Source organism: Agromyces fucosus, from assembly GCF_004134865.1.
GTDB lineage: Bacteria > Actinomycetota > Actinomycetes > Actinomycetales > Microbacteriaceae > Agromyces > Agromyces fucosus.
The window spans coordinates 195,272-213,626 of sequence record NZ_SDPO01000004.1 but is presented as its reverse complement, the minus strand read 5'-3'; the positions used below and the strand labels follow the sequence as shown (position 1 = coordinate 213,626).

Sequence of the window (18,355 nt, the reverse complement as noted above, 5' to 3'; positions counted from 1 at the left end):
AACGATTCGGACATCATCGAGTGATTTCAGCCCAGCAGTGTGGCAGTATCTTCCCACCCTTGCACTGCAGCAAACCGAAACGGAGTCCCCCGTGAATCGACGCCCCCTGCCCCAGGACCCGATGATGCGAGCACTCATCGCCCAGGCCCGACAGATGCAGCTGAATCGCCGTACGCTGCTCGCCGGAGCGGGCGCCGGAGCCACCGCCCTGGCCCTCGCGGCGTGCTCCACGGGCGGTGCCCAGGGCAAGCCCACGGCCGCGGCCGACACCTCGGCGACCGACAAGACGGTCAACTGGGCGAACTGGGCCGCCTACATCGACGAAGACGACAGCGGCGCGTACCCCACGCTCGAGCGCTTCACGGAAGAGACCGGAATCGAGGTCAACTACGAGGTCGCCGTCGATGACAACAACACCTACTACGGCAAGGTGAAGGACCAGCTCGCCCTCGGCAAGGACATCGGCGCCGACACCGCTGTGCTCACCGACTGGATGGCCGCACGCTGGATCCGCTTCGGGTACACCCAGAAGCTGAACCACGACAACATCCCGAACATCGTGAACCTGAACCCGGCGCTGCGCGACCCCGACTTCGACAAGGGCCGGGCGTACACGCTGCCCTGGCAGGGCGGCTTCGCGGGCATCTGCTGGAACAAGGAGGCGATCCCCGGCGGCATCGAATCGGTCGAAGACCTCTGGAACTCCGAGCTCAAGGGCCGAGTGGGCGTGCTCTCCGAGATGCGCGACACCATGGGCCTCATCCTGCAGCAGAACGGCGTCGACATCGCGAGCGACTGGGGCGACGAGGAGTTCGACGCGGCCATCGAGGTGCTGCGCGAGCAGGTCGAATCCGGCCAGGTGCGCAACATCAAGGGCAACTCCTACCTCGAAGACCTCAAGAGCGAAGACACCCTCGCCGCGATTTGCTGGTCGGGGGACATCACGGTCATCAACGCCGAAGCCGGCGACAAGTGGGAGTTCGCGATCCCGACCGCGGGCGGCACGCTGTGGAACGACAACTTCCTCGTGCCGATCGGTTCGCCCCGCAAGGCGAACGCCGAAGCCCTCATGAACTTCTACTACGACCCCGAGGTCGCCGCCGAGGTGGCAGCCTGGGTGAACTTCATCACGCCGGTCGTCGGCGCGAAGGAGGCCGCGATCGCGATCGACCCCGAGCTCGCCGAGAACCAGCTCATCTTCCCGAACGAGGAGACGCTGTCGAACGCGCACATCTTCCGTTCCCTGAGCGGCGCCGAGGAGCAGAAGTACCAGGCGCAGTTCCAGAGCATCCTCCTGGGGGCGTGAGCGTGTCGGTACGCGAGTTCGCCGAACGCGGCGCAGATCTCGAACTCGTCGGCATCCAGAAGCGTTTCCCCGGTTTCACCGCGATCGAAGACCTCGATCTCACGATCCCGGCCGGCTCCTTCTTCGCCCTGCTCGGCCCCTCCGGCTGCGGCAAGACGACGACGCTCCGGCTCGTGGCCGGCCTCGAAGAGCCGACGAGCGGTCGCATCCTCATCGGCGGACGCGACGTCACGGGCACGAAAGCGCATGAACGCCCCGTCAACACGGTGTTCCAGAGCTACGCGCTGTTCCCGCACATGTCGGTGCTCGAGAACGTCGCGTTCGGGCTCAAGCGGCGCCGGATCGGCGACGCACTCGGACGGGCGCACGAGGCGCTCCGCCTCGTCGAACTCGACCACCTCGCGCAGCGCCGCCCGGCGCAGCTCTCCGGTGGGCAGCAGCAGCGCGTCGCGCTGGCCAGGGCCATCGTCAATCGCCCGGCCCTCCTGCTCCTCGACGAGCCGCTCGGCGCGCTCGACCTCAAGCTGCGCCGCCAGATGCAGCTCGAACTGAAGACCATCCAGGAAGAGGTCGGGCTCACCTTCCTCCACGTGACGCACGACCAGGAGGAGGCCATGACCATGGCCGACACGGTCGCGGTCATGAACAAGGGCGCGATCGAGCAGATGGGCGCGCCGGCCGAACTCTACGAGCTGCCGCGCACGTCGTTCGTCGCGAACTTCCTCGGCCAGTCGAACCTGTTCACGGGCGACGTCGCAGGCGTGACGGATGCCGCGATCACGGTCGACATCGCGGGTGCTCGCGTGATCGTGCCCACCGCGCGGGCGCAGCGCCACACGGGTCGAGTGACCATCGGCGTGCGGCCCGAGAAGGTCACGCTCTCCCGAGAGGCGATCGCACCGTCGTCCGATCGCAACGCGCTCGGGCCCGGCCGTATCGTCGACGTGTCGTTCTCGGGTGTGAGCACGCAGTACCTCGTCGCGATCCCCGAAGCCGGCACCGTCACCGTCTTCGCGCAGAACACCGGTTCGGGTCCCGTCGTCGGCGAGGGAGCCGAGGTCTGGATCTCGTGGCCCGTCGAGCACGGCTTCGGCCTCGACGACGTGGCGGAGCCTTCATCGCGGTTCGCCGCAGACGACGACACCACCTCGATCGCCGCGCAGCGCCGTGAGGAGCTCGTCACGGAGCTCGAGGAGGGCTGACCATGGCCTTCGCCGCCTTCCAGACCGCAGAGGTCGTTCCCCAGGCGCCGCGGAAGCGCAGCAGGATCGCACTGTTCCTGCTGCTCCCCGGCCTGCTCTACCTCGTGCTGTTCTTCATCACCCCGCTCTTCTCGCTCCTGCTCACTTCGCTGCAGGCGCCGAGCGAGTTCGGCGACATCGGCCAGTACGACTACGCGTTCAACTGGCAGAACTACGTCACGGTGATGACCGACTACTGGCCGCACATCGTGCGCTCCTTCGGGTACGCGCTCGCGGCCACGGTGTTCGCACTGCTCTTCAGCTATCCGCTCGCGTACTTCATCGGGGTGAAGGCGCGGCGGTGGCCGATGCTGCAGGGGCTCATGCTCGTGCTGGTGATCGCACCGTTCTTCATCAGCTTCCTGCTCCGCACCCTCGCGTGGAAGCAGTTGCTCTCCGATGAGTCGTTCGTCATCACCTCGTTGAAGGCGCTCTCGCTCATGGCGCCCGACGCGCACTTCACGGGTACGCCGTTCGCGGTGATCTTCGGTCTGACGTACAACTTCATCCCGTTCATGACCCTGCCGCTGTACACGACCCTCGAGCGCCTCGACCTGCGCTACCTCGAGGCGGGAAGCGACCTCTATGCGAACCCGTTCACGGTGTTCCGCAAGGTCACCATTCCGCTGTCGATGCCTGGCATCGTGGCGGGCACGCTGCTCACCTTCATCCCGGCTGCGGGTGACTACGTGAACGCGAGCCGGGACTTCCTCGGCGGGCCCGACACGCAGATGATGGGCAACGTGATCGAGGCGAACTTCCTCGTGCTGCTGAACTATCCTGCGGCCGCGGCGCTCTCGATCATCCTCATGGCGGCGATCCTCGTGCTCGTCGGCGTCTACGTCAAGCGATCCGGAACGGAGGACCTGCTGTGAGCGGAGAAGTCCAGGCGGCTGCCGTGCTCGGCGGCCTCGGTGAGAGCCAGGAGCTCGATTCGCGCGGCCCGCGCGGGCGGGTTCGCCCGCGACGGCTCGGGCTCGGTGACTGGCTGCTGCCCGTGTACACGGTCATCGCGTTCGTGTTCCTGCTCATCCCGATCGCGTACACCTTCGTGTTCTCGTTCAACGACTCGATCAAGTCGAACATCTCCTGGCGTGGGTTCACCTTCGACAAGTGGCTGAACGTCTGCACCGTCGAGGGCGGGGCCGTGTGCGAAGCCTTCGGCAACAGCATCATCATCGGCATCGCGGCCACCGTCATCGCGACGACGCTCGGCACCATGATCGCGATCGCACTCGTGCGCTACCGGTTCCGTGCCCGCGGTGCGATCAGCCTGCTGCTGTTCCTGCCGATGGCCACGCCCGAGGTCGTGCTCGGAGCCGGCCTCGCAGCGCAGTTCCTCGCCGTCGGCGTCGCGAAGGACATGACGACGATCATCCTCGCGCACACGATGTTCTGCATCAGCTTCGTCGTGGTGACGGTCAAGGCGCGCGTCGCGAGCCTCGATCCGGCGCTCGAAGAGGCGGGCCGCGACCTCTACGGCTCGCCGTCGCAGGTGTTCTGGAGGGTGACGTTCCCGCTGCTGCTTCCCGGCATCGTGGCGGCGGCGCTGTTGTCATTCGCACTCAGCTTCGACGACTTCATCATCACGAACTTCAACTCGGGTGCGGTGTCGACGTTCCCGAAGTACATCTACATCTCGGCGTCGCGCGGCATCCCGGCCGAGGCGAACGTCATCGCCTCGGCGGTGTTCCTCTTCGCCCTGGTGCTCGTGATCGTCGCGCAGGTCTCCCGCGCGGCACGTGCGAAACGGCTCGCGAAACTCGGCTGACCCGAACAGATCGAGAGAGCGGATGCCGCAGGGGGAGTGATCCCGCTGCGGCATCCGCTTCGCTGCCCGGCACCGATCCGGGAACCGGGTGCGGGTCGATTCAGACGGTGGCCCTGATCGTGCCGACGCGCTGCTCGCCGCCCATGACCCAGAGATCGAGCTCGGTCTGCACGGCGTCGATGGCCTCGTGGTCGATCGCACCCGACTGCGCGAGCAGCCGGAGCGCGATGATCGTCGAGGCGCGGGCCGAGCCGTCGAGCACCTTGAGCGCGACGGTGGTGCCGTCGGGCGCCGTCATGACCATGACGCCCTCGGCGCCGATCTTCGCGAAGACGCCGAGGCGCTCGACGGCGACGGTGTCGGGCTGGCCGGGGCCGCCCACGGCCCAGGCGTGCTCGCGCACCGACTCGGTGAGGGCCGCGGCCTCGCGATACAGCGCGAACGGCGAGCCCGCCGCGGCGGTCGTGATCTTCTGGATGCCACGGCCGAGTCCGCCGAGGCTGATCGCGTGCACGGGCGCACCGCACCCGTCGATCGCCGTCGCCGCAGGTCGCTCGCCCGTGAAGCGCTCGATGACGTCGAGCACGCGCTTCTGCAGCGGGTGGTCGAGCTCGAGGTAGCTCTCGAGCGGCCACTCGTTGGCGACGCAGGCGAGGAGCATCGCCGAGTGCTTGCCCGAGCAGTTCATGTAGACGCGCTCGCGCGGTCCGCCGGAGCGGATGAGCTGCTCGCGCGCCACCTGGTCGGACGGCGCGGCCGGCGGGCAGCCGAGCGCCGATTCGGGCAGGGACTCACGTTCGAGCAGGCGGCGCACGAGGGCGACGTGCGCGGCGGTGCCCGAGTGGCTCGCGGTGGCGATGGCGGCGTCTTCGCCCCGGAGCGTGACGCCCGAGGTCATGACGGCGACGGCCTGGAACGGCTTCAGGCAGGACCGGGGGAAGATCGGGGTGACGACGTCGCCGAGGGCGCGCATCACCTCGCCTTCGGGGGAGAGCACGACGGCGGAACCCGCGTGCCGGGACTCGATGAAACCACTACGTTCGACCACGGCGAGTTCGACGGAATCAGTGACTGAGAATGTGCCGGCCACCTGTTCTATCCGAGGGAGGCGAAGGCGTCGTCGAGCACGCGGAGACCGTCTTCGATGAGCGCGTCGCTCACCGCCAGACTCGGCAGGAACCGCAGCACGTTGCCGTAGGTGCCGGCGCTGAGGAAGAGCACGCCGTGTTGTGCGGCGAAGGCGACGATCGCGGTGACGGCTTCGGCGTTCGGAGCCTTCGTGGACTGCCCGGTGCCCGGCTGCACGAGCTCGATCGCGATCATCGCGCCCTTGCCGCGGATCTCGCCGATGATGTCGTAGCGTGCCGCGAGCCGCTCGAGTCCGGCGCGGAAGGTCGCCTCGATGCGTCGGCCCTCGGCGAGGAGGTCGTGCTCGTCGATCGATTCGAAGACGGCGATCGCTGCGGCGCACGCAACGGGGTTGCCGCCGAAGGTGCCGCCGAGCCCGCCGGGCTGCGACGCGTCCATGATCTCGGCACGGCCCGTGACCGCGGCGAGAGGCAGGCCGCCCGCGATGCCCTTCGCCGAGAGCACGAGGTCGGGCTCCCAGCCGAAGTGCTCGCTCGCGTAGTAGCGGCCGGTGCGGGCCATTCCCGACTGGATCTCGTCGGCGATCATCACGACACCGTTCTCGGTGCACCAGGTCTGCAGCGTGGGCAGGAACCCGTCGGCGGGAACCATGAACCCGCCTTCGCCCTGGATGGGCTCGACGACGAGGCAGGCGAGGTCGCTCGCCCCGATGACCTTCTCGAGGTAGCCGATCGTGCGTGCCGCGGCATCCGCGCCCGACAGTCCGTCGCGGTAGGGGTAGGAGCTCGGGGCGTGGTAGACGTCGCCCGCGAGCGGGCCGAAGCCGGTCGCGTAGGGCATCGCCTTGTAGTTCATCGCCATCGTGAGGTTCGTGCGGCCGTGGTAGGCGTGGTCGAGCACGGCGACGGCACGGCGGCCGGTGTGCTTGCGCGCGATCTTGACGCCGTTCTCGACGGCCTCGGCGCCCGAGTTGACGAGCACGCTCTTCTTCTCCCAGTTGCCGGGAGTGTGCTCGGCGAGGAGTTCGGCGACGCGGACGTACTCCTCGTAGGGGGTGATCGTGAAGAGCGTGTGGATGACGTCCTGCAGCTGGTCGGCCGCGGCCGCGACGACGCGCTGCTCGGTGTGGCCGATCGTCGTCACGCCGATGCCGGCGCCGAAGTCGATGAACTGGTTGCCGTCGACGTCGACGAGGATCGCGCCGTTCGCGCGCTCGATGTAGACGGGCAGCGCCGAGGACACGCCGGAGGAGACGACCTTCGATCGTCGGGCCTGCAGCTCCTGCGACTTCGGACCGGGGATGGCGGTCACGATCTTGCGCTCCTGCGGCACGGTGTAGACCGGGGCGGCGGCTGTCTGGGCGTCGATGCGGGTATCAGTCATGGTTCCTCCACCTTATCGCCGCCCCGAGACCGGCATCGGGCAGAATCGGATGGCGCGGCTCGCGTGCACGATCGGAGGAACCATGCTCGGCGAACACCACTACGAGATCGAGGTCGAGTGGCAGGGCGATCGCGGCACGGGCACCTCCGGATACCGCGACTACGGCCGCCAGCACGTCGTGCGCGCGACCGGCAAGCTGCACGACATCGCCGGTTCGAGCGACCGCACCTTCCACGGCGACCGCGAGCGGTGGAATCCCGAGGAGCTGCTGCTCGCCGCGCTCGGCGAATGCCACATGCTCTCCTACCTGCACGTGGCGACGAACCACGGCGTCGTCGTGCGGAGCTACACGGACGCGCCCACCGGGCACATGCGCGAGGATGGCACGGGCGGCGGGGCATTCGTCGAGGTCGTGCTGCGGCCGCGGATCGAGGTCGCGGATGCCTCGATGCTCGAGCTCGCCGCCGAGCTCCACGCCGAGGCCTCCGCGAAGTGCTTCATCGCGGCGTCCGTCGCCTTCCCGGTGCGGCACGAACCGGTCGTGACCGTCAGCGGGCGCTGAATCAGTCGGCGCTGAGCCGCACCGGCGGAACGGCGGGCAGCGTCGCCTCGGGGAGCGGGCAGGCGTGGCCGCCGACGAGCCGGCTGCACGGCGGCAGGAACCCGGGGTAGCGCTCGGCCTGCGGGTCGCCGAACCAGCGGTGCCAGAGCCGCCAGAAGTTGAGGTTGCCGAACGCGGAGCAGCCGTCGCCGATCTCGGGGTCCGCCACGGCGGCCGGGTTCGGCTGGTAGGGCGTGTAGTTGTACAGGTTCGCCGTGGCCTGGTTGGCGATGGCGACGGTCGACGCGCCGCACGCGGCATCCGGATGGAACCCCACGTCGACCGCTCCGACGCGGTAGGCGCGGTCGGGCTGCTCGGTGTACTGGCGGAACTGCCAGGCCGCGTTGTAGACCTGATTGAAGAACCCGAAGTACTTCGCATCGCAGTCGGCCGTGTCGGGGCAGCCGTACCCCGTGGCGCGGAGGTAGCCCGACTCGCTCGGCCGGGTGAGCAGCGACTGCTCCTTCTGCAGCAGCACGAGCAGGGTCTTCGGGCTGATGCCGCACGCCGCAGCGACCTTCGAGACGATGCGACTCGCCCGTTCGCGGATGCCGCCGCGGTACTCCGCGCAGTGGCCGGGCCCTGCCGCGGCTTGCGTCGTGGTGCTCTGCATGAAGTCGGCGAGGCACGGCACCCGGTCTTCGGGGCGGCAGTCGAGCCCCTCGAAGAACGCCTGGATCTCGTCTTCGCTCATCGCGCCGCTGTCGTAGAACGAGTCGTCGCTCACGATATAGCCCGGGTCGAACTCCGTGGCGGGCGGAATCGGGCGGTCGACGACCGCGGTCGCGTCGGTGCCGCCCGCAGCGGCCTTCTGCACGTCGATCGGTCCGGCGCACGCCGCGAGGGCGAGCACGACGGCCACGGTCGCGGCGACGCGGCTGATGATCGAGGCGGGGCGCATCGGACTGACGATACCGGGGCGAGGCCGGGAACGGCTGGGAATCCGGTCAGATCCGCTCGCGCGGCACGACCCGGTCGGCGAGCTTGGCGAGGGCGCCCTGCGGCGGGGTCTCGTTGTAGACGCCCGCGAGTTCCTGCTCGCTGAGCGCGTGGATCGCGGCCATGATCTCGTCGGTCGCAGCGCGGCGGGCGCGTCCGGAGGTCGCCTGGCCGTGACGGCTCAGGTCGAGGGGCTCGCCGAAGCGGACGGTGACGGGGCGCACGCGGGGCAGCTTCGCCCCGACGGGCTGGATCGCCTCGGTGCCGATGAGGCCGACCGGGACGACCTTGGCGCCCGTCGTGAGCGCGAGCCACGCCACGCCCGTGCGGCCCCGGTAGAGCCGGCCGTCGAGCGAGCGGGTGCCCTCGGGGTAGAGGGCGAAGGCGTTGCCGGCGTCGAGGATGCGTCGGCCCGCGTCGAGGGCCTCCTGCGCCTGGGAGCCGGCACCGCGTTCGACTGCGACGGCGCCGATGGCGCCGAAGAAGGTGCGCGAGACCCAGCCCGAGAAACCCGTGCCGGTGAAGTACGTCGACTTGGCGAGGAACTGCACGGGGCGCGGCGAGGCGAGCGGGATCACGATGCTGTCGACGAACGAGAGGTGGTTCGAGGCGAGGATGACCGGACCCCGCATCGGCACGTGCTCGGCTCCGGTGATCTTCGGCCGGTAGACGAGCCGCACAAGTGGGCGGAGGAAACCGCGGACGATGCGGTAGAGCGGGCCCTGCCGCACTGGAGCCGGCACAGGCGCCGTCGAGACGGGAGACGGCACTGCACCACGACCCCGCACTGGAGCCGGCACGGCGTCGCCTTCGATCTCTGTCACCGTTCGACCCTACGGCCGGCGACATGCACGCCGCGGCATATCCGATTCCCCGCGCGTCGGACGAATCGCAGCGGATGCCGCGGCGCCCGTGCGAGAGGATGGGTGCATGGATGTCGCGGCGGAGGGTGAGCTCATCGAGCTCGAAGCCTCCGGCGTGCGCGTCGTGGTGGTCACGAGGGGCCGTCGCGGGCCGGCAGCCGACACGGTGCTGCGCGGGCTGGTCGCCCATGCGACGGGCGTTCCCGCCGACGACGTCGAGCTCGTGCACGCCTGCGCCGAGTGCGGGGCGCGGCACGGGCGGCCGTCCGTCGCCTATCCGCTCACCCCGTCGGGCGCCACGTGGTTCGCCGATGTCGCCGTCTTCGGCGACGCGGTCGTCGGCGCCGCAGCCACGAGGCATCCGGTCGGTGTCGGCATCGAATCCGCCGCGCTCGAGTCGGGCGCCGTCATCGACGAGGCGGCGTTCCATGCCAGCGAGCGGGCCGCCCTCGACCGCTTCGACCCGGCCGCGCGTGCGATCGCCCGCGCGACGCTCTGGGCGCGGAAGTCCGCGCTGCTTCGTGCCGTCGGCCACACCGAGTTCATCGAGCCGTCGCGGCTGGCGCTCACCCTGCCGAGCGATGACGGCGGCGTCGGCCGCATCGAGGTGAGCCCGCCGGAGTTCGGTTCCGGATGGCGCGGCATCCGCTTCCACGACGTCGCCGTACCCGGGAACCGGGCGGCGACCGTGGCCGTGCTCTCCTGACGCGCTCTGCGCCCCGGATCGGCGTCCGGCGCTCCGGATACAGTGGGGATGTGCGCTCCGTCATCATCCTCGGCTCATCCGGTTCGATCGGCACCCAGGCCCTCGACGTCATCAGGGCGAACCCTCGGCGATTCGACGTCGTCGGCCTGGCCGTCGGGTCCAATCGCGCAGTCCTCGACGCGCAGGCCGCGGAGTTCTCGGTCGAGCACACGGCAGTCGGCATCGAAGAGGCAGAGCAGCTCGTGCGCGACGTCGACGCCGATGTCGTGCTGAACGGCATCACCGGCTCCGTCGGCCTCGGGCCGACCCTCGCCACCCTCGAGCGCGGCACGACCCTCGCCCTCGCGAACAAGGAGTCGCTCATCGTGGGCGGCGATCTCGTGACCCGCCTCGCGAAGCCCGGCCAGATCGTGCCCGTCGACTCCGAGCACTCGGCGATCGCGCAGGCGTTGCGCTCGGGCACCGACGACGAGGTGCGCCGACTCGTGCTGACCGCCTCGGGTGGCCCCTTCCGCGGTCGCCGGCGCGACGAGCTCACCGCGGTCACGCCGGCCGAGGCGCTCGCGCACCCGACCTGGGACATGGGCCTCGTCGTGACGACCAACTCGGCGACGCTCGTGAACAAGGGACTCGAGGTGATCGAGGCGCACCTGCTCTTCGACGTCGAGTACGACCGCATCGACGTCGTCGTGCATCCCCAGTCGATCGTCCACTCGATGGTCGAGTTCGTCGACGGCTCCACGATCGCGCAGGCGTCGCCGCCCGACATGCGCCTGCCGATCTCGCTCGGCCTCGACTGGCCGAATCGGGTGGCGGCCGTCGGCGCACCGCTCGACTGGACGCGTGCGCAGGAATGGACGTTCGAGCCGCTCGACGGCGCGGCGTTCCCCGCGGTCGCGCTCGCCAAGCAGGTCGGACGCGCCGGGGGCGAGTATCCCGCCGTGTTCAACGCGGCCAACGAGGAGGCGGTCACGGCGTTCCACGCCGGCCGCATCGGGTTCCTCGACATCGTCGACATCGTGCGCGAGGTGGTCGAGCACCACGAGGCATCCGATGCCGTGCTCTCCGTCGCGTCGCTCGCCGAAGCCGAGCGCAGCGCCCGACGCGCGGCCGAGGCCCGCATCGCCCGCATCTCGGGCTGAAGCGCCGCCCGCCGAGCTCACAGCCGACCGCCAGCGCACTCAAAGCCGACAGCACTACGCTTGCAGCCGTGGATTCCGTGCTCGCCTTCATCATCGGCGTCGTCATCATCGTGATCGGCCTCGCCGTGTCGATCGGCCTGCACGAGATCGGGCACCTGGTGCCGGCCAAGATCTTCGGCGTCAAGGTCACCCAGTACATGATCGGCTTCGGCCCGACCATCTGGTCGCGCCGGAAGGGCGAGACCGAGTACGGCGTGAAGGCCATCCCGCTCGGCGGCTACATCTCGATGATCGGCATGTTCCCGCCCGCGAAGGGCGAGCAGGTGCACGCCGACAGCACGGGCTTCTTCCGCGGACTCGTGCAGGACGCCCGCGACTCCAGTACCGAGTCGATCACGGCCGGCGACGAGCACCGCGCGTTCTACCTGCTGCCCGTGTGGAAGCGCATCATCGTCATGTTCGGCGGGCCGTTCATGAACCTCCTGCTCGCGATCCTGCTCTTCGGCATCCTGCTCATGGGCTTCGGCGTCGCGCAGGCGTCGACGACCGTCGGCTCGGTCTCGGCGTGCGCACTGCCCGCCACGAGCGAACGGCAGACGTGCGAGGCCGGCGACCCTGCCGCCCCCGGTGCCGCCGCCGGAATCGAACCCGGCGACCGCATCGTCTCGGTCGACGGCGAGCCCATCGAGTCGTGGAACGAGTCGACCGCGATCATCCGCGCCCACCCCGACGAGCCGGTCGCGTTCGTCGTCGAACGCGACGGCGAGACCGTCGAGCTCGAGGTCACCCCGATGCTCAGCGAGCGGTACGTGTTCGACGACAAGGGCCGGGTCGTGACGGATGCCTCGGGCACCGAGATGACCGAAGCCGCCGGGTTCGTCGGCATCGGCCCCGCGACCGAGATCGTGCAGCAGCCGGCGACCGCCGTGCTGCCCGCGGTCGGCGAGAACGTGGCCGGCGTCGCCGGAATCATCCTGAACCTGCCGCAGCGCATCATCGACGTCGCCAACGCCGCCTTCGGGCCGGAGGAGCGCGACCCTAACGGGCCCATGTCGGTCGTCGGCGTCGGTCGCCTGGCGGGCGAGATCGCGACGATCGATGAGATCCCGATCGCCTCGAAGGCCGCGACCATGATCGGCATCCTCGGCTCGCTGAACATCGCGCTCTTCGTCTTCAACCTCATCCCGCTGCTGCCGCTCGACGGCGGTCACATCGCCGGAGCGCTCTGGGAGGGCATCCGACGCGGGTTCGCCAAGCTCTTCCGGCGCCCCGACCCGGGGCCCGTCGACCTTGCGAAGCTCATGCCCGTGACCCTCGCGGTCGTCGTCATCTTCGGTGCGATGAGCGCCCTCCTCATCTACGCCGACATCGTCAAGCCGGTGCAGCTCCTCTGACCGGACCGCTGAACGCCCGCGCCGCGGCACGCTCGCTCTCGTACTCCGCTCGGAGTAGCGAGTGAGTCACCGCGGGGCGGATCCGGGCGGGCGGCCCCGGCGATACGATCTGGGAATGCCCGTGCCCCAGTGGGACGGTCGCCCCGAACGATTCCGGCCGCCGCCGCGCGTCGTGCTGTTCGCGCCCGTCGTCATCAGCCTCATCGTGCAGGTTCCCGCCGCGATCGGCATCGCGGTGTGGACGCACGTCGGGTGGGCCGCGGGCATCGCCCAGGTGGCCCTCGCCGCGGCGGGAGCGCTCGCGCTCCTCGGTGCCGGGCGCTACCCGGGGCCGACGGTCGCCGTGGTCGCCGCCGCCGCGCTCGCCGATCTCGTGCTGACGCCCGATCTCGGGCCGCCGTACATCGCCGTGGCGTTCGCGATCGTGCTGGCCGTCGCGCGCGGCGCCGTCGTCTGGGCGGTCTCGTCGGTCGTCGCGGCCTGGGTCGCGGCGATCGTGCTCGGGTCGATGCTCGGGTTGTCGTGGCATCCGTTCCGCATCGCGTTCACGACGCTCGCGCTCGCCGTGTGCTTCGGCATCGGCTGGTTCGTGCGCGTGCGGCGCGCGCGTGCCTCTGCCTTCCGCGCCGAGGCGATGCGGCGCCGTCAGAGCGCCGAGGAGCGCGAACGCGTGCGCATCGCCCGCGAGCTGCACGACGTCATCGGGCACGCCCTCTCGCAGATCAACGTGCAGGCGAGCGTCGGCCTGCATCTCATGGACCGTGACCCGGAGCAGGCCCGCACGGCGCTCGGCAGCATCAAGGAGACCTCGAAGTCGGCGCTCGACGAGGTGCGCACCGTGCTCGGCGTCATCCGCGACGGCGAGGCGCCGCTCGTGCCGCAGGCCGAGCTCGCCGAGCTGCCGCGGCTCATCCGAGGCATCCGCTCGCCCGGTCTCGAGGCGCGACTCGTCGACCGGCTCGCCGAGCCGCCGAGGCGTGCCGTGCAGTTCGCCGGCTACCGCATCGCGCAGGAGGCGCTCACGAACGTCGTGCGCCATGCCGGGGCGACCGAGGCCGTCGTGACCGTCGAGCGGTCGGGCGACGAGTTCGTGCTCACGGTCGACGACGACGGAGTCGGCCAGGCCGGCGCCGGCGCGGACGTCGCCGACCACGGCGAAGGCAGCGGCATCCTCGGCATGCGCGAACGCGCGGCGCTCCTGGGCGGATCGGTCGAGCTCGCTGCCTCGCCGCTCGGCGGCACTCGCATCACCGCGCGACTGCCGTGGGGAGGCGTGGCATGATCCGCGTCGCGCTCGCCGACGACCAGGTGCTCGTGCGCGCCGGCTTCCGTGCCCTGCTCGCGGCCGAGGACGACGTCGAGGTCGTGGGGGAGGCGTCGAGCGGCACCGAGCTGCTCGAGCTCGTGCGGCGGGAACCCGTCGACGTCGTGCTGATGGACATCCGCATGCCCGACGGCGACGGACTCTGGGCGACCGAGCAGATCGCCGCCGATCCACAGCTCGCAGGGGTGCGCGTCGTCATCGTCACGACCTTCGAACTCGACGAGTACGTCGCCCGGGCGGTGCGGGCGGGGGCGAGCGGATTCCTCGTGAAGGACACCGAACCCGTCGACCTCATCCGCGCGGTGCGCGTCGTCGCCGAGGGTGAGGCCCTGCTCTCGCCCGGCGTGACGAAGCGGCTCCTCGAGCGCATGTCGATCGGGCTCCGCGATGCACCGGACGAGAGCCTGCTCGCGGCCCTCACCGACCGCGAACGCGAGGTGCTGCGCCTCGTGGGCCTCGGTCTCACGAACGATGAGATCGCCGAGCGGCTGGTGCTGAGCCCGCTGACGGCGAAGACGCACGTCTCGCGCATCATGTCGAAGCTCGCGGCGCGCGATCGCGTGCACCTCGTGGTCGTGGCGTACGAGTCGGGGCTCGTCGCTCCGGGCTGGCAGTAGCCGCGACGGCCCGCACTGCTCCCGGGGGAGCAGTCGAAGTGTCTCCGGCGGGCGGATTCGCCGAGGCGAGAGTCTCGCGAGACTCGGATCGACGGCCTGGACCGCAGGCCGCACGATCAAGGGACACAACATGTTCGCCACCCTCGCCACCACCGCGGTGGTCACTCACGCCGGCCCCTGGGCGGCCGGGTTCGGATGGGTCTTCTTCCTCATCCCCGTCTTCTGGTTCCTCGTCATCGGCCTGATCATCTTCCTGGTGACCCGGAGCCGTCGTCGCTACTGGGCGCATGGCGGGCCTGACGGCTCTTACGGTCCGCCATGGATGCGCGCGGGCAGCGCCGAGTCGACGCTCTCCGAGCGCTTCGCCAAGGGCGACATCGACGAGACCGAGTACCGGGCGCGCCTCGAGGTGCTGCGCGCGAATCGCCCGAACGCCTAGCGCCGGATCGCCACGCGAGGGGCGGATGCCGCGGCATCCGCCCCTCGTCGCATGCCCGCATGCCGCGCGCCCGGCCGTTCGCCTGCCGTGCGGCCCGGTCAGTGACCGAGGGCCCGACGCAGCGCGGCCGACTGGTGACGGTGGCCGACCGTCTCGTACCCGACCACGACGACGAACGGCGCCGCCGCCGTGATGAGGATGCCCACACCGAAGGTCGCTCCGGCGGCCACGGCGGCGACCGCGGCGACGAGCACCAGCAGGCTGCCGATGAACAGCCAGATGTGGAACGGGTCGAACTGCCGCAGCAGCAGCGAGTAGATGGTGAACAGCGCGACCATGAAGACGCCCACGGGGACGACAACGGTGAGCAGCGCCGGCACGAGGCCGATGTGGGCGACGCCTTCGATCTCGTAGGCCGCCACGTGCAGGCCCGCCCCTGCGCCCGCGAGGGCGATGAAGATGAAGTAGTGGAGGTAGCCCCACACGAACCCGCGTTCCCGGAAGCGCTGCAGCATCTTGCCCGACGGCATCGTGAAGTACACCCACCAGAGCCCGAACGCGAGCGCCGTGCCGCCGAAGGCCACGGCGGCGGCCTCGACCGACCAGTCCTGCTCGTCGATCACGGCCGAGATCGCGAGGATCGTGCCGAGGATGATCTCGCCGAGCGTGATGATGACGAGCAGGCCGTAGCGCTCGGCGATGTGGTGGGCGTGCCAGGGAGTGCCGCCCCCGGGACCGTGCTCTGCGACGTAGGGCCCCACGAGTTCGAGCACGATCAGCACCGCCGTGATCGCGAGTGTCGGCACGAGAGGCAGGTTGATGAAGATGACGGCGATCCAGCCGAGCTGGGCGATCGACACGAAGACGACGTAGGTGAGCGCGGTGCGGCGGCGGGCACCGTCGTGCTTCGCAGCGCGCAGCCAGAGTGCGATCGTGGCGACGCGCATGACGACGTAGCCGGCGACGACCACCCCGTTGTCGACGTGCTCGCCCTCGTCGAGCGAGTGGAAGAGATCGGGCAGGCCCAGCGCCAGGACCAGCACGCCGAGCATCTCCACCATGGTCGCCACACGGAAGAAGATGTCGTCGTTGTCATACGCCGACGCGAGCCACGAGTAGTTGATCCACGCCCACCAGATCGCGAAGACGGCGAACAGGAAGCCGACGATCGCCGGCATCCAGTGGCCGAGCTCGAGCAGGTGCGCGGTCTGCGCCCCCGCCTGGCTGAACGCGACGACGAACGTGAGGTCGAAGAGCAGCTCGAGCGGCGTGGAGGCGCGATGGGCCTCCTTGGGGTCGCGGCCGACCATCCGTCGCAGGCGGTGGTCGAGCGGCGGCCGGGCGGACGCCGCGGTGCCTGCATCCTGCGTCTGCTGATCGCTCATCGTGAGGCCCTCTCGGGGCGCACCGGCGGCGCCCGTCGCATCATGCTGCCACAGGCGCCGCGGGTGCCGCTCGGTCAGCGCGAGAGCAGCAGCGCCTCGCCCTGACCGCCGCCGCCGCAGAGCGCGACGGCCGCGCGGCCCTCGCCGCGACGGGAGAGTTCGAGCGCGGCGTGCAGGGCGAGCCTCGCGCCGGACGCGCCGATGGGGTGGCCGAGGGCGATGGCGCCGCCGTGCACGTTGACGACCTCCGCCGAGAGGCCGAGCTCGCGGGCGGACTCGAGCGAGACCGCGGCGAACGCCTCGTTGATCTCGACGAGGTCGAGTTCGTCTGCGCTGCCGCCGGACTTCTCCAGCGCGGCGGCGATCGCCTTGGCGGGCTGCGCGTGCAGCGAGTTGTCGGGGCCTGCGACCTGACCGGCCGCTCCGACGAGCGCGAGCCAGGGGAGCCCGCGGGACTCTGCCCACTCGCGGCTCGCGACGACGACGGCCGCTGCGCCGTCGGAGAGCGGCGAGGAGTTGCCCGCCGTGATCGTGCCAGCGGCGTTGAACGCGGGGCGCAGCTTCGCGAGCACCTCGACGGTGGAGTCGGGGCGGACACCCTGGTCTTCGGCGACGATCACCGGGTCGCCCTTGCGCTGGGGAATCTCGACCGGCACGATCTCGTCGGCGAAGAGGCCGTCGGCCTGTGCGGCACCGGCGCGAACGTGGGATGCCGCGGCGATCTCGTCCTGCGCCGCTCGCGTGATCTCGTAGCGTCCGTTGAAGCGTTCGGTCGAGGCGCCCATCGACTCGCGGTCGAAGGCGTCGGTGAGTCCGTCGTGGGCGGCGTGGTCGAGCATCTCCCACGAGCCGTAGGCCTGGCCGCGACGGGAGCCGGGCAGCAGGTGCGGGGCGTTCGTCATGGATTCCTGGCCGCCGGCCACGACGACGGATGCCTCGCCGAGGCGGATGAGCCTCGCGGCATCCGTGATCGCGACGAGGCCGGACAGGCAGACCTTGTTGACGGTGGTGGCGGGAACGCGCCACGGGATGCCGGCGGCGACCGCCGACTGCTTCGCGGGGTTCTGGCCGGCGCCGGCCTGGAGCACCTGGCCCATGATCACGGCGTCGACGTCGTCGGGGGAGACCCCGGCCTTCTCGAGCGCGCCGCGGATGGCGACGGTGCCGAGCTCGACGGCCGACCGGCCCGCGAGGTTGCCGTTGATGCGGGCGAACGGCGTGCGTGCCCCCGCGATGATGACGACGTCGGGTAGGGACATGTTCAGGACTCCTTCGTCAGAGCGCGGCTCTTGCGCGGTGGAACCATTCTACGATTCAGTTAGTGAGTATTCACCGACGGATCCGTCGGTTCGCAGTTCATCGACATGGAGGTCGCGGAACATGACACTCGACAAGGTCGTCGGGTCCGCTCAAGAGGCGGTCTCCGACATCCCGAGCGGGGCCAGTCTCGCCGTGGGCGGATTCGGCCTCTGCGGCATCCCGATGGTGCTCATCCAAGCCCTGCTCGACGCAGGCGTCGATGGGCTCTCCGTCGTCTCGAACAACTGCGGCGTCGACGACTGGGGCCTCGGCGTCCTGCTCGCGAAGCAGCGCATCGCCAAGATGACCTCGTCGTACGTCGGCGAGAACAAGGAGTTCGAGCGGCAGTACCTCTCGGGCGAGCTCGAGCTCGAGCTCACCCCACAGGGCACGCTCGCCGAGAAGCTGCGGGCCGGCGGCAGCGGCATCGCCGCGTTCTTCACGCAGACCGGCGTCGGCACGCAGGTCGCCGAGGGCGGGCTGCCCCGGCGCTACAACGGCGACGGATCGATCGCGGTCGCGAGCCCCGCGAAACCAGTGCAGACCTTCGACGTGGCCGGCGTGCCCCGCGACTTCGTGCTCGAAGAGGCCATCACGACCGACTTCTCCCTCGTGCACGCGCTGAAGGGCGACCGCTACGGCAACCTCGTCTTCGACAAGTCGGCGCGCAACTTCTCGCCCCTCGCGGCGATGGCCGGCCGGGTCTGCATCGCGCAGGTCGAGGAGATCGTCGAGGCCGGCGACCTCGACCCCGACGCCGTTCACCTGCCCGGCATCTACGTCGACCGCGTCGTGGTCGTCGGCTCTGACATCGAGAAGCGCATCGAACGCCGCACCGTTCGGGAGGGGAACTGAG

The 18,355-nt window shown here is 70.1% G+C and carries 18 protein-coding genes; 12 read left to right on the top strand and 6 right to left on the bottom strand.

The window, feature by feature from the left end:
* The first annotated feature begins 91 nt into the window (after positions 1 to 91).
* The 4 genes from ESP57_RS16520 (at position 92) to ESP57_RS16505 (ending at position 4,318) form a co-directional block, all read left to right on the top strand.
* Complete coding sequence (locus ESP57_RS16520) at positions 92 to 1,306, top strand: ABC transporter substrate-binding protein (protein WP_243648565.1); 1,215 nt, start codon at positions 92 to 94, stop codon at positions 1,304 to 1,306.
* The gene (locus ESP57_RS16515) at positions 1,303 to 2,508 is read left to right on the top strand and encodes an ABC transporter ATP-binding protein (RefSeq protein WP_424220120.1); all 1,206 of its coding nucleotides are present in this window, start codon (positions 1,303 to 1,305) and stop codon (positions 2,506 to 2,508) included. The genes ESP57_RS16520 and ESP57_RS16515 overlap by 4 nt, the downstream gene beginning before the upstream one ends.
* A gap of 2 nt (positions 2,509 to 2,510) precedes the next feature.
* Positions 2,511 to 3,422 carry an ABC transporter permease gene (locus tag ESP57_RS16510; protein ID WP_056013990.1) on the top strand — a complete coding sequence of 304 codons (912 nt, stop codon included), beginning with the start codon at positions 2,511 to 2,513 and terminating at the stop codon, positions 3,420 to 3,422.
* 113 nt (positions 3,423 to 3,535) lie between these two features.
* Positions 3,536 to 4,318 (top strand): ABC transporter permease, encoded by a 783-nt coding sequence (locus tag ESP57_RS16505; protein ID WP_235507814.1) that lies wholly within the window; start codon positions 3,536 to 3,538, stop codon positions 4,316 to 4,318.
* Positions 4,319 to 4,418: 100 nt separating this feature from the next.
* On the opposite strand, the gene ESP57_RS16500 is transcribed toward ESP57_RS16505, so the two are convergent.
* Entirely contained in the window at positions 4,419 to 5,408 is a 990-nt protein-coding gene (locus ESP57_RS16500) for an asparaginase (RefSeq protein WP_115962350.1), read from the bottom strand.
* A 5-nt stretch (positions 5,409 to 5,413) separates the two neighbouring features.
* Positions 5,414 to 6,790 (bottom strand): 4-aminobutyrate--2-oxoglutarate transaminase, encoded by a 1,377-nt coding sequence (gene gabT, locus ESP57_RS16495; RefSeq protein ID WP_129232305.1) that lies wholly within the window; start codon positions 6,788 to 6,790, stop codon positions 5,414 to 5,416.
* 82 nt (positions 6,791 to 6,872) lie between these two features.
* On the opposite strand from gabT, the gene ESP57_RS16490 reads away from it, so the two are divergent.
* Positions 6,873 to 7,352 carry an OsmC family protein gene (locus ESP57_RS16490; protein WP_129232304.1) on the top strand — a complete coding sequence of 160 codons (480 nt, stop codon included), beginning with the start codon at positions 6,873 to 6,875 and terminating at the stop codon, positions 7,350 to 7,352.
* A gap of 1 nt (position 7,353) precedes the next feature.
* On the opposite strand, the gene ESP57_RS16485 is transcribed toward ESP57_RS16490, so the two are convergent.
* Both ESP57_RS16485 and ESP57_RS16480 read right to left on the bottom strand, forming a co-directional pair.
* On the bottom strand, positions 7,354 to 8,292 hold the full coding sequence (locus ESP57_RS16485) for a hypothetical protein (protein WP_129232303.1): 939 nt from the start codon (positions 8,290 to 8,292) through the stop codon (positions 7,354 to 7,356).
* Between the two features lie 46 nt (positions 8,293 to 8,338).
* On the bottom strand, positions 8,339 to 9,100 hold the full coding sequence (locus ESP57_RS16480) for a lysophospholipid acyltransferase family protein (RefSeq protein WP_129232503.1): 762 nt from the start codon (positions 9,098 to 9,100) through the stop codon (positions 8,339 to 8,341).
* Positions 9,101 to 9,260: 160 nt separating this feature from the next.
* Here ESP57_RS16480 and ESP57_RS16475 point away from each other — a divergent pair, with 160 nt between their 5' ends.
* From ESP57_RS16475 to ESP57_RS16450, 6 genes are all read left to right on the top strand, one after another.
* Positions 9,261 to 9,899, top strand: coding sequence for a 4'-phosphopantetheinyl transferase family protein (locus tag ESP57_RS16475; RefSeq protein WP_115962359.1), 639 nt, complete (start codon positions 9,261 to 9,263; stop codon positions 9,897 to 9,899).
* A 50-nt stretch (positions 9,900 to 9,949) separates the two neighbouring features.
* Positions 9,950 to 11,041: a 1-deoxy-D-xylulose-5-phosphate reductoisomerase gene (dxr, locus tag ESP57_RS16470; RefSeq protein ID WP_129232302.1), complete on the top strand. Its 1,092-nt coding sequence runs from the start codon at positions 9,950 to 9,952 to the stop codon at positions 11,039 to 11,041.
* 68 nt (positions 11,042 to 11,109) lie between these two features.
* Positions 11,110 to 12,435, top strand: coding sequence for a M50 family metallopeptidase (locus ESP57_RS16465; RefSeq protein ID WP_115962364.1), 1,326 nt, complete (start codon positions 11,110 to 11,112; stop codon positions 12,433 to 12,435).
* A 115-nt stretch (positions 12,436 to 12,550) separates the two neighbouring features.
* Complete coding sequence (locus ESP57_RS16460) at positions 12,551 to 13,717, top strand: sensor histidine kinase (RefSeq protein ID WP_129232301.1); 1,167 nt, start codon at positions 12,551 to 12,553, stop codon at positions 13,715 to 13,717.
* On the top strand, positions 13,714 to 14,376 hold the full coding sequence (locus ESP57_RS16455) for a response regulator transcription factor (protein WP_056013967.1): 663 nt from the start codon (positions 13,714 to 13,716) through the stop codon (positions 14,374 to 14,376). Before ESP57_RS16460 ends, ESP57_RS16455 begins: the two co-directional genes overlap by 4 nt.
* Before the next feature lie 130 nt (positions 14,377 to 14,506).
* A complete protein-coding gene (locus ESP57_RS16450; protein ID WP_056014938.1) occupies positions 14,507 to 14,815 on the top strand; it encodes an SHOCT domain-containing protein in 309 nt (102 codons plus the stop codon).
* A 98-nt stretch (positions 14,816 to 14,913) separates the two neighbouring features.
* Here ESP57_RS16450 and ESP57_RS16445 read toward each other — a convergent pair whose 3' ends face one another.
* Together ESP57_RS16445 and ESP57_RS16440 are read right to left on the bottom strand one after the other, a co-directional pair.
* Positions 14,914 to 16,200, bottom strand: coding sequence for a low temperature requirement protein A (locus ESP57_RS16445; protein ID WP_129232300.1), 1,287 nt, complete (start codon positions 16,198 to 16,200; stop codon positions 14,914 to 14,916).
* Positions 16,201 to 16,274: 74 nt separating this feature from the next.
* Positions 16,275 to 17,459 carry an acetyl-CoA C-acetyltransferase gene (locus ESP57_RS16440; RefSeq protein WP_129232299.1) on the bottom strand — a complete coding sequence of 395 codons (1,185 nt, stop codon included), beginning with the start codon at positions 17,457 to 17,459 and terminating at the stop codon, positions 16,275 to 16,277.
* Positions 17,460 to 17,580: 121 nt separating this feature from the next.
* On the opposite strand from ESP57_RS16440, the gene ESP57_RS16435 reads away from it, so the two are divergent.
* A complete protein-coding gene (locus tag ESP57_RS16435; RefSeq protein ID WP_129232298.1) occupies positions 17,581 to 18,354 on the top strand; it encodes a CoA transferase subunit A in 774 nt (257 codons plus the stop codon).
* Position 18,355: the final 1 nt, after the last annotated feature.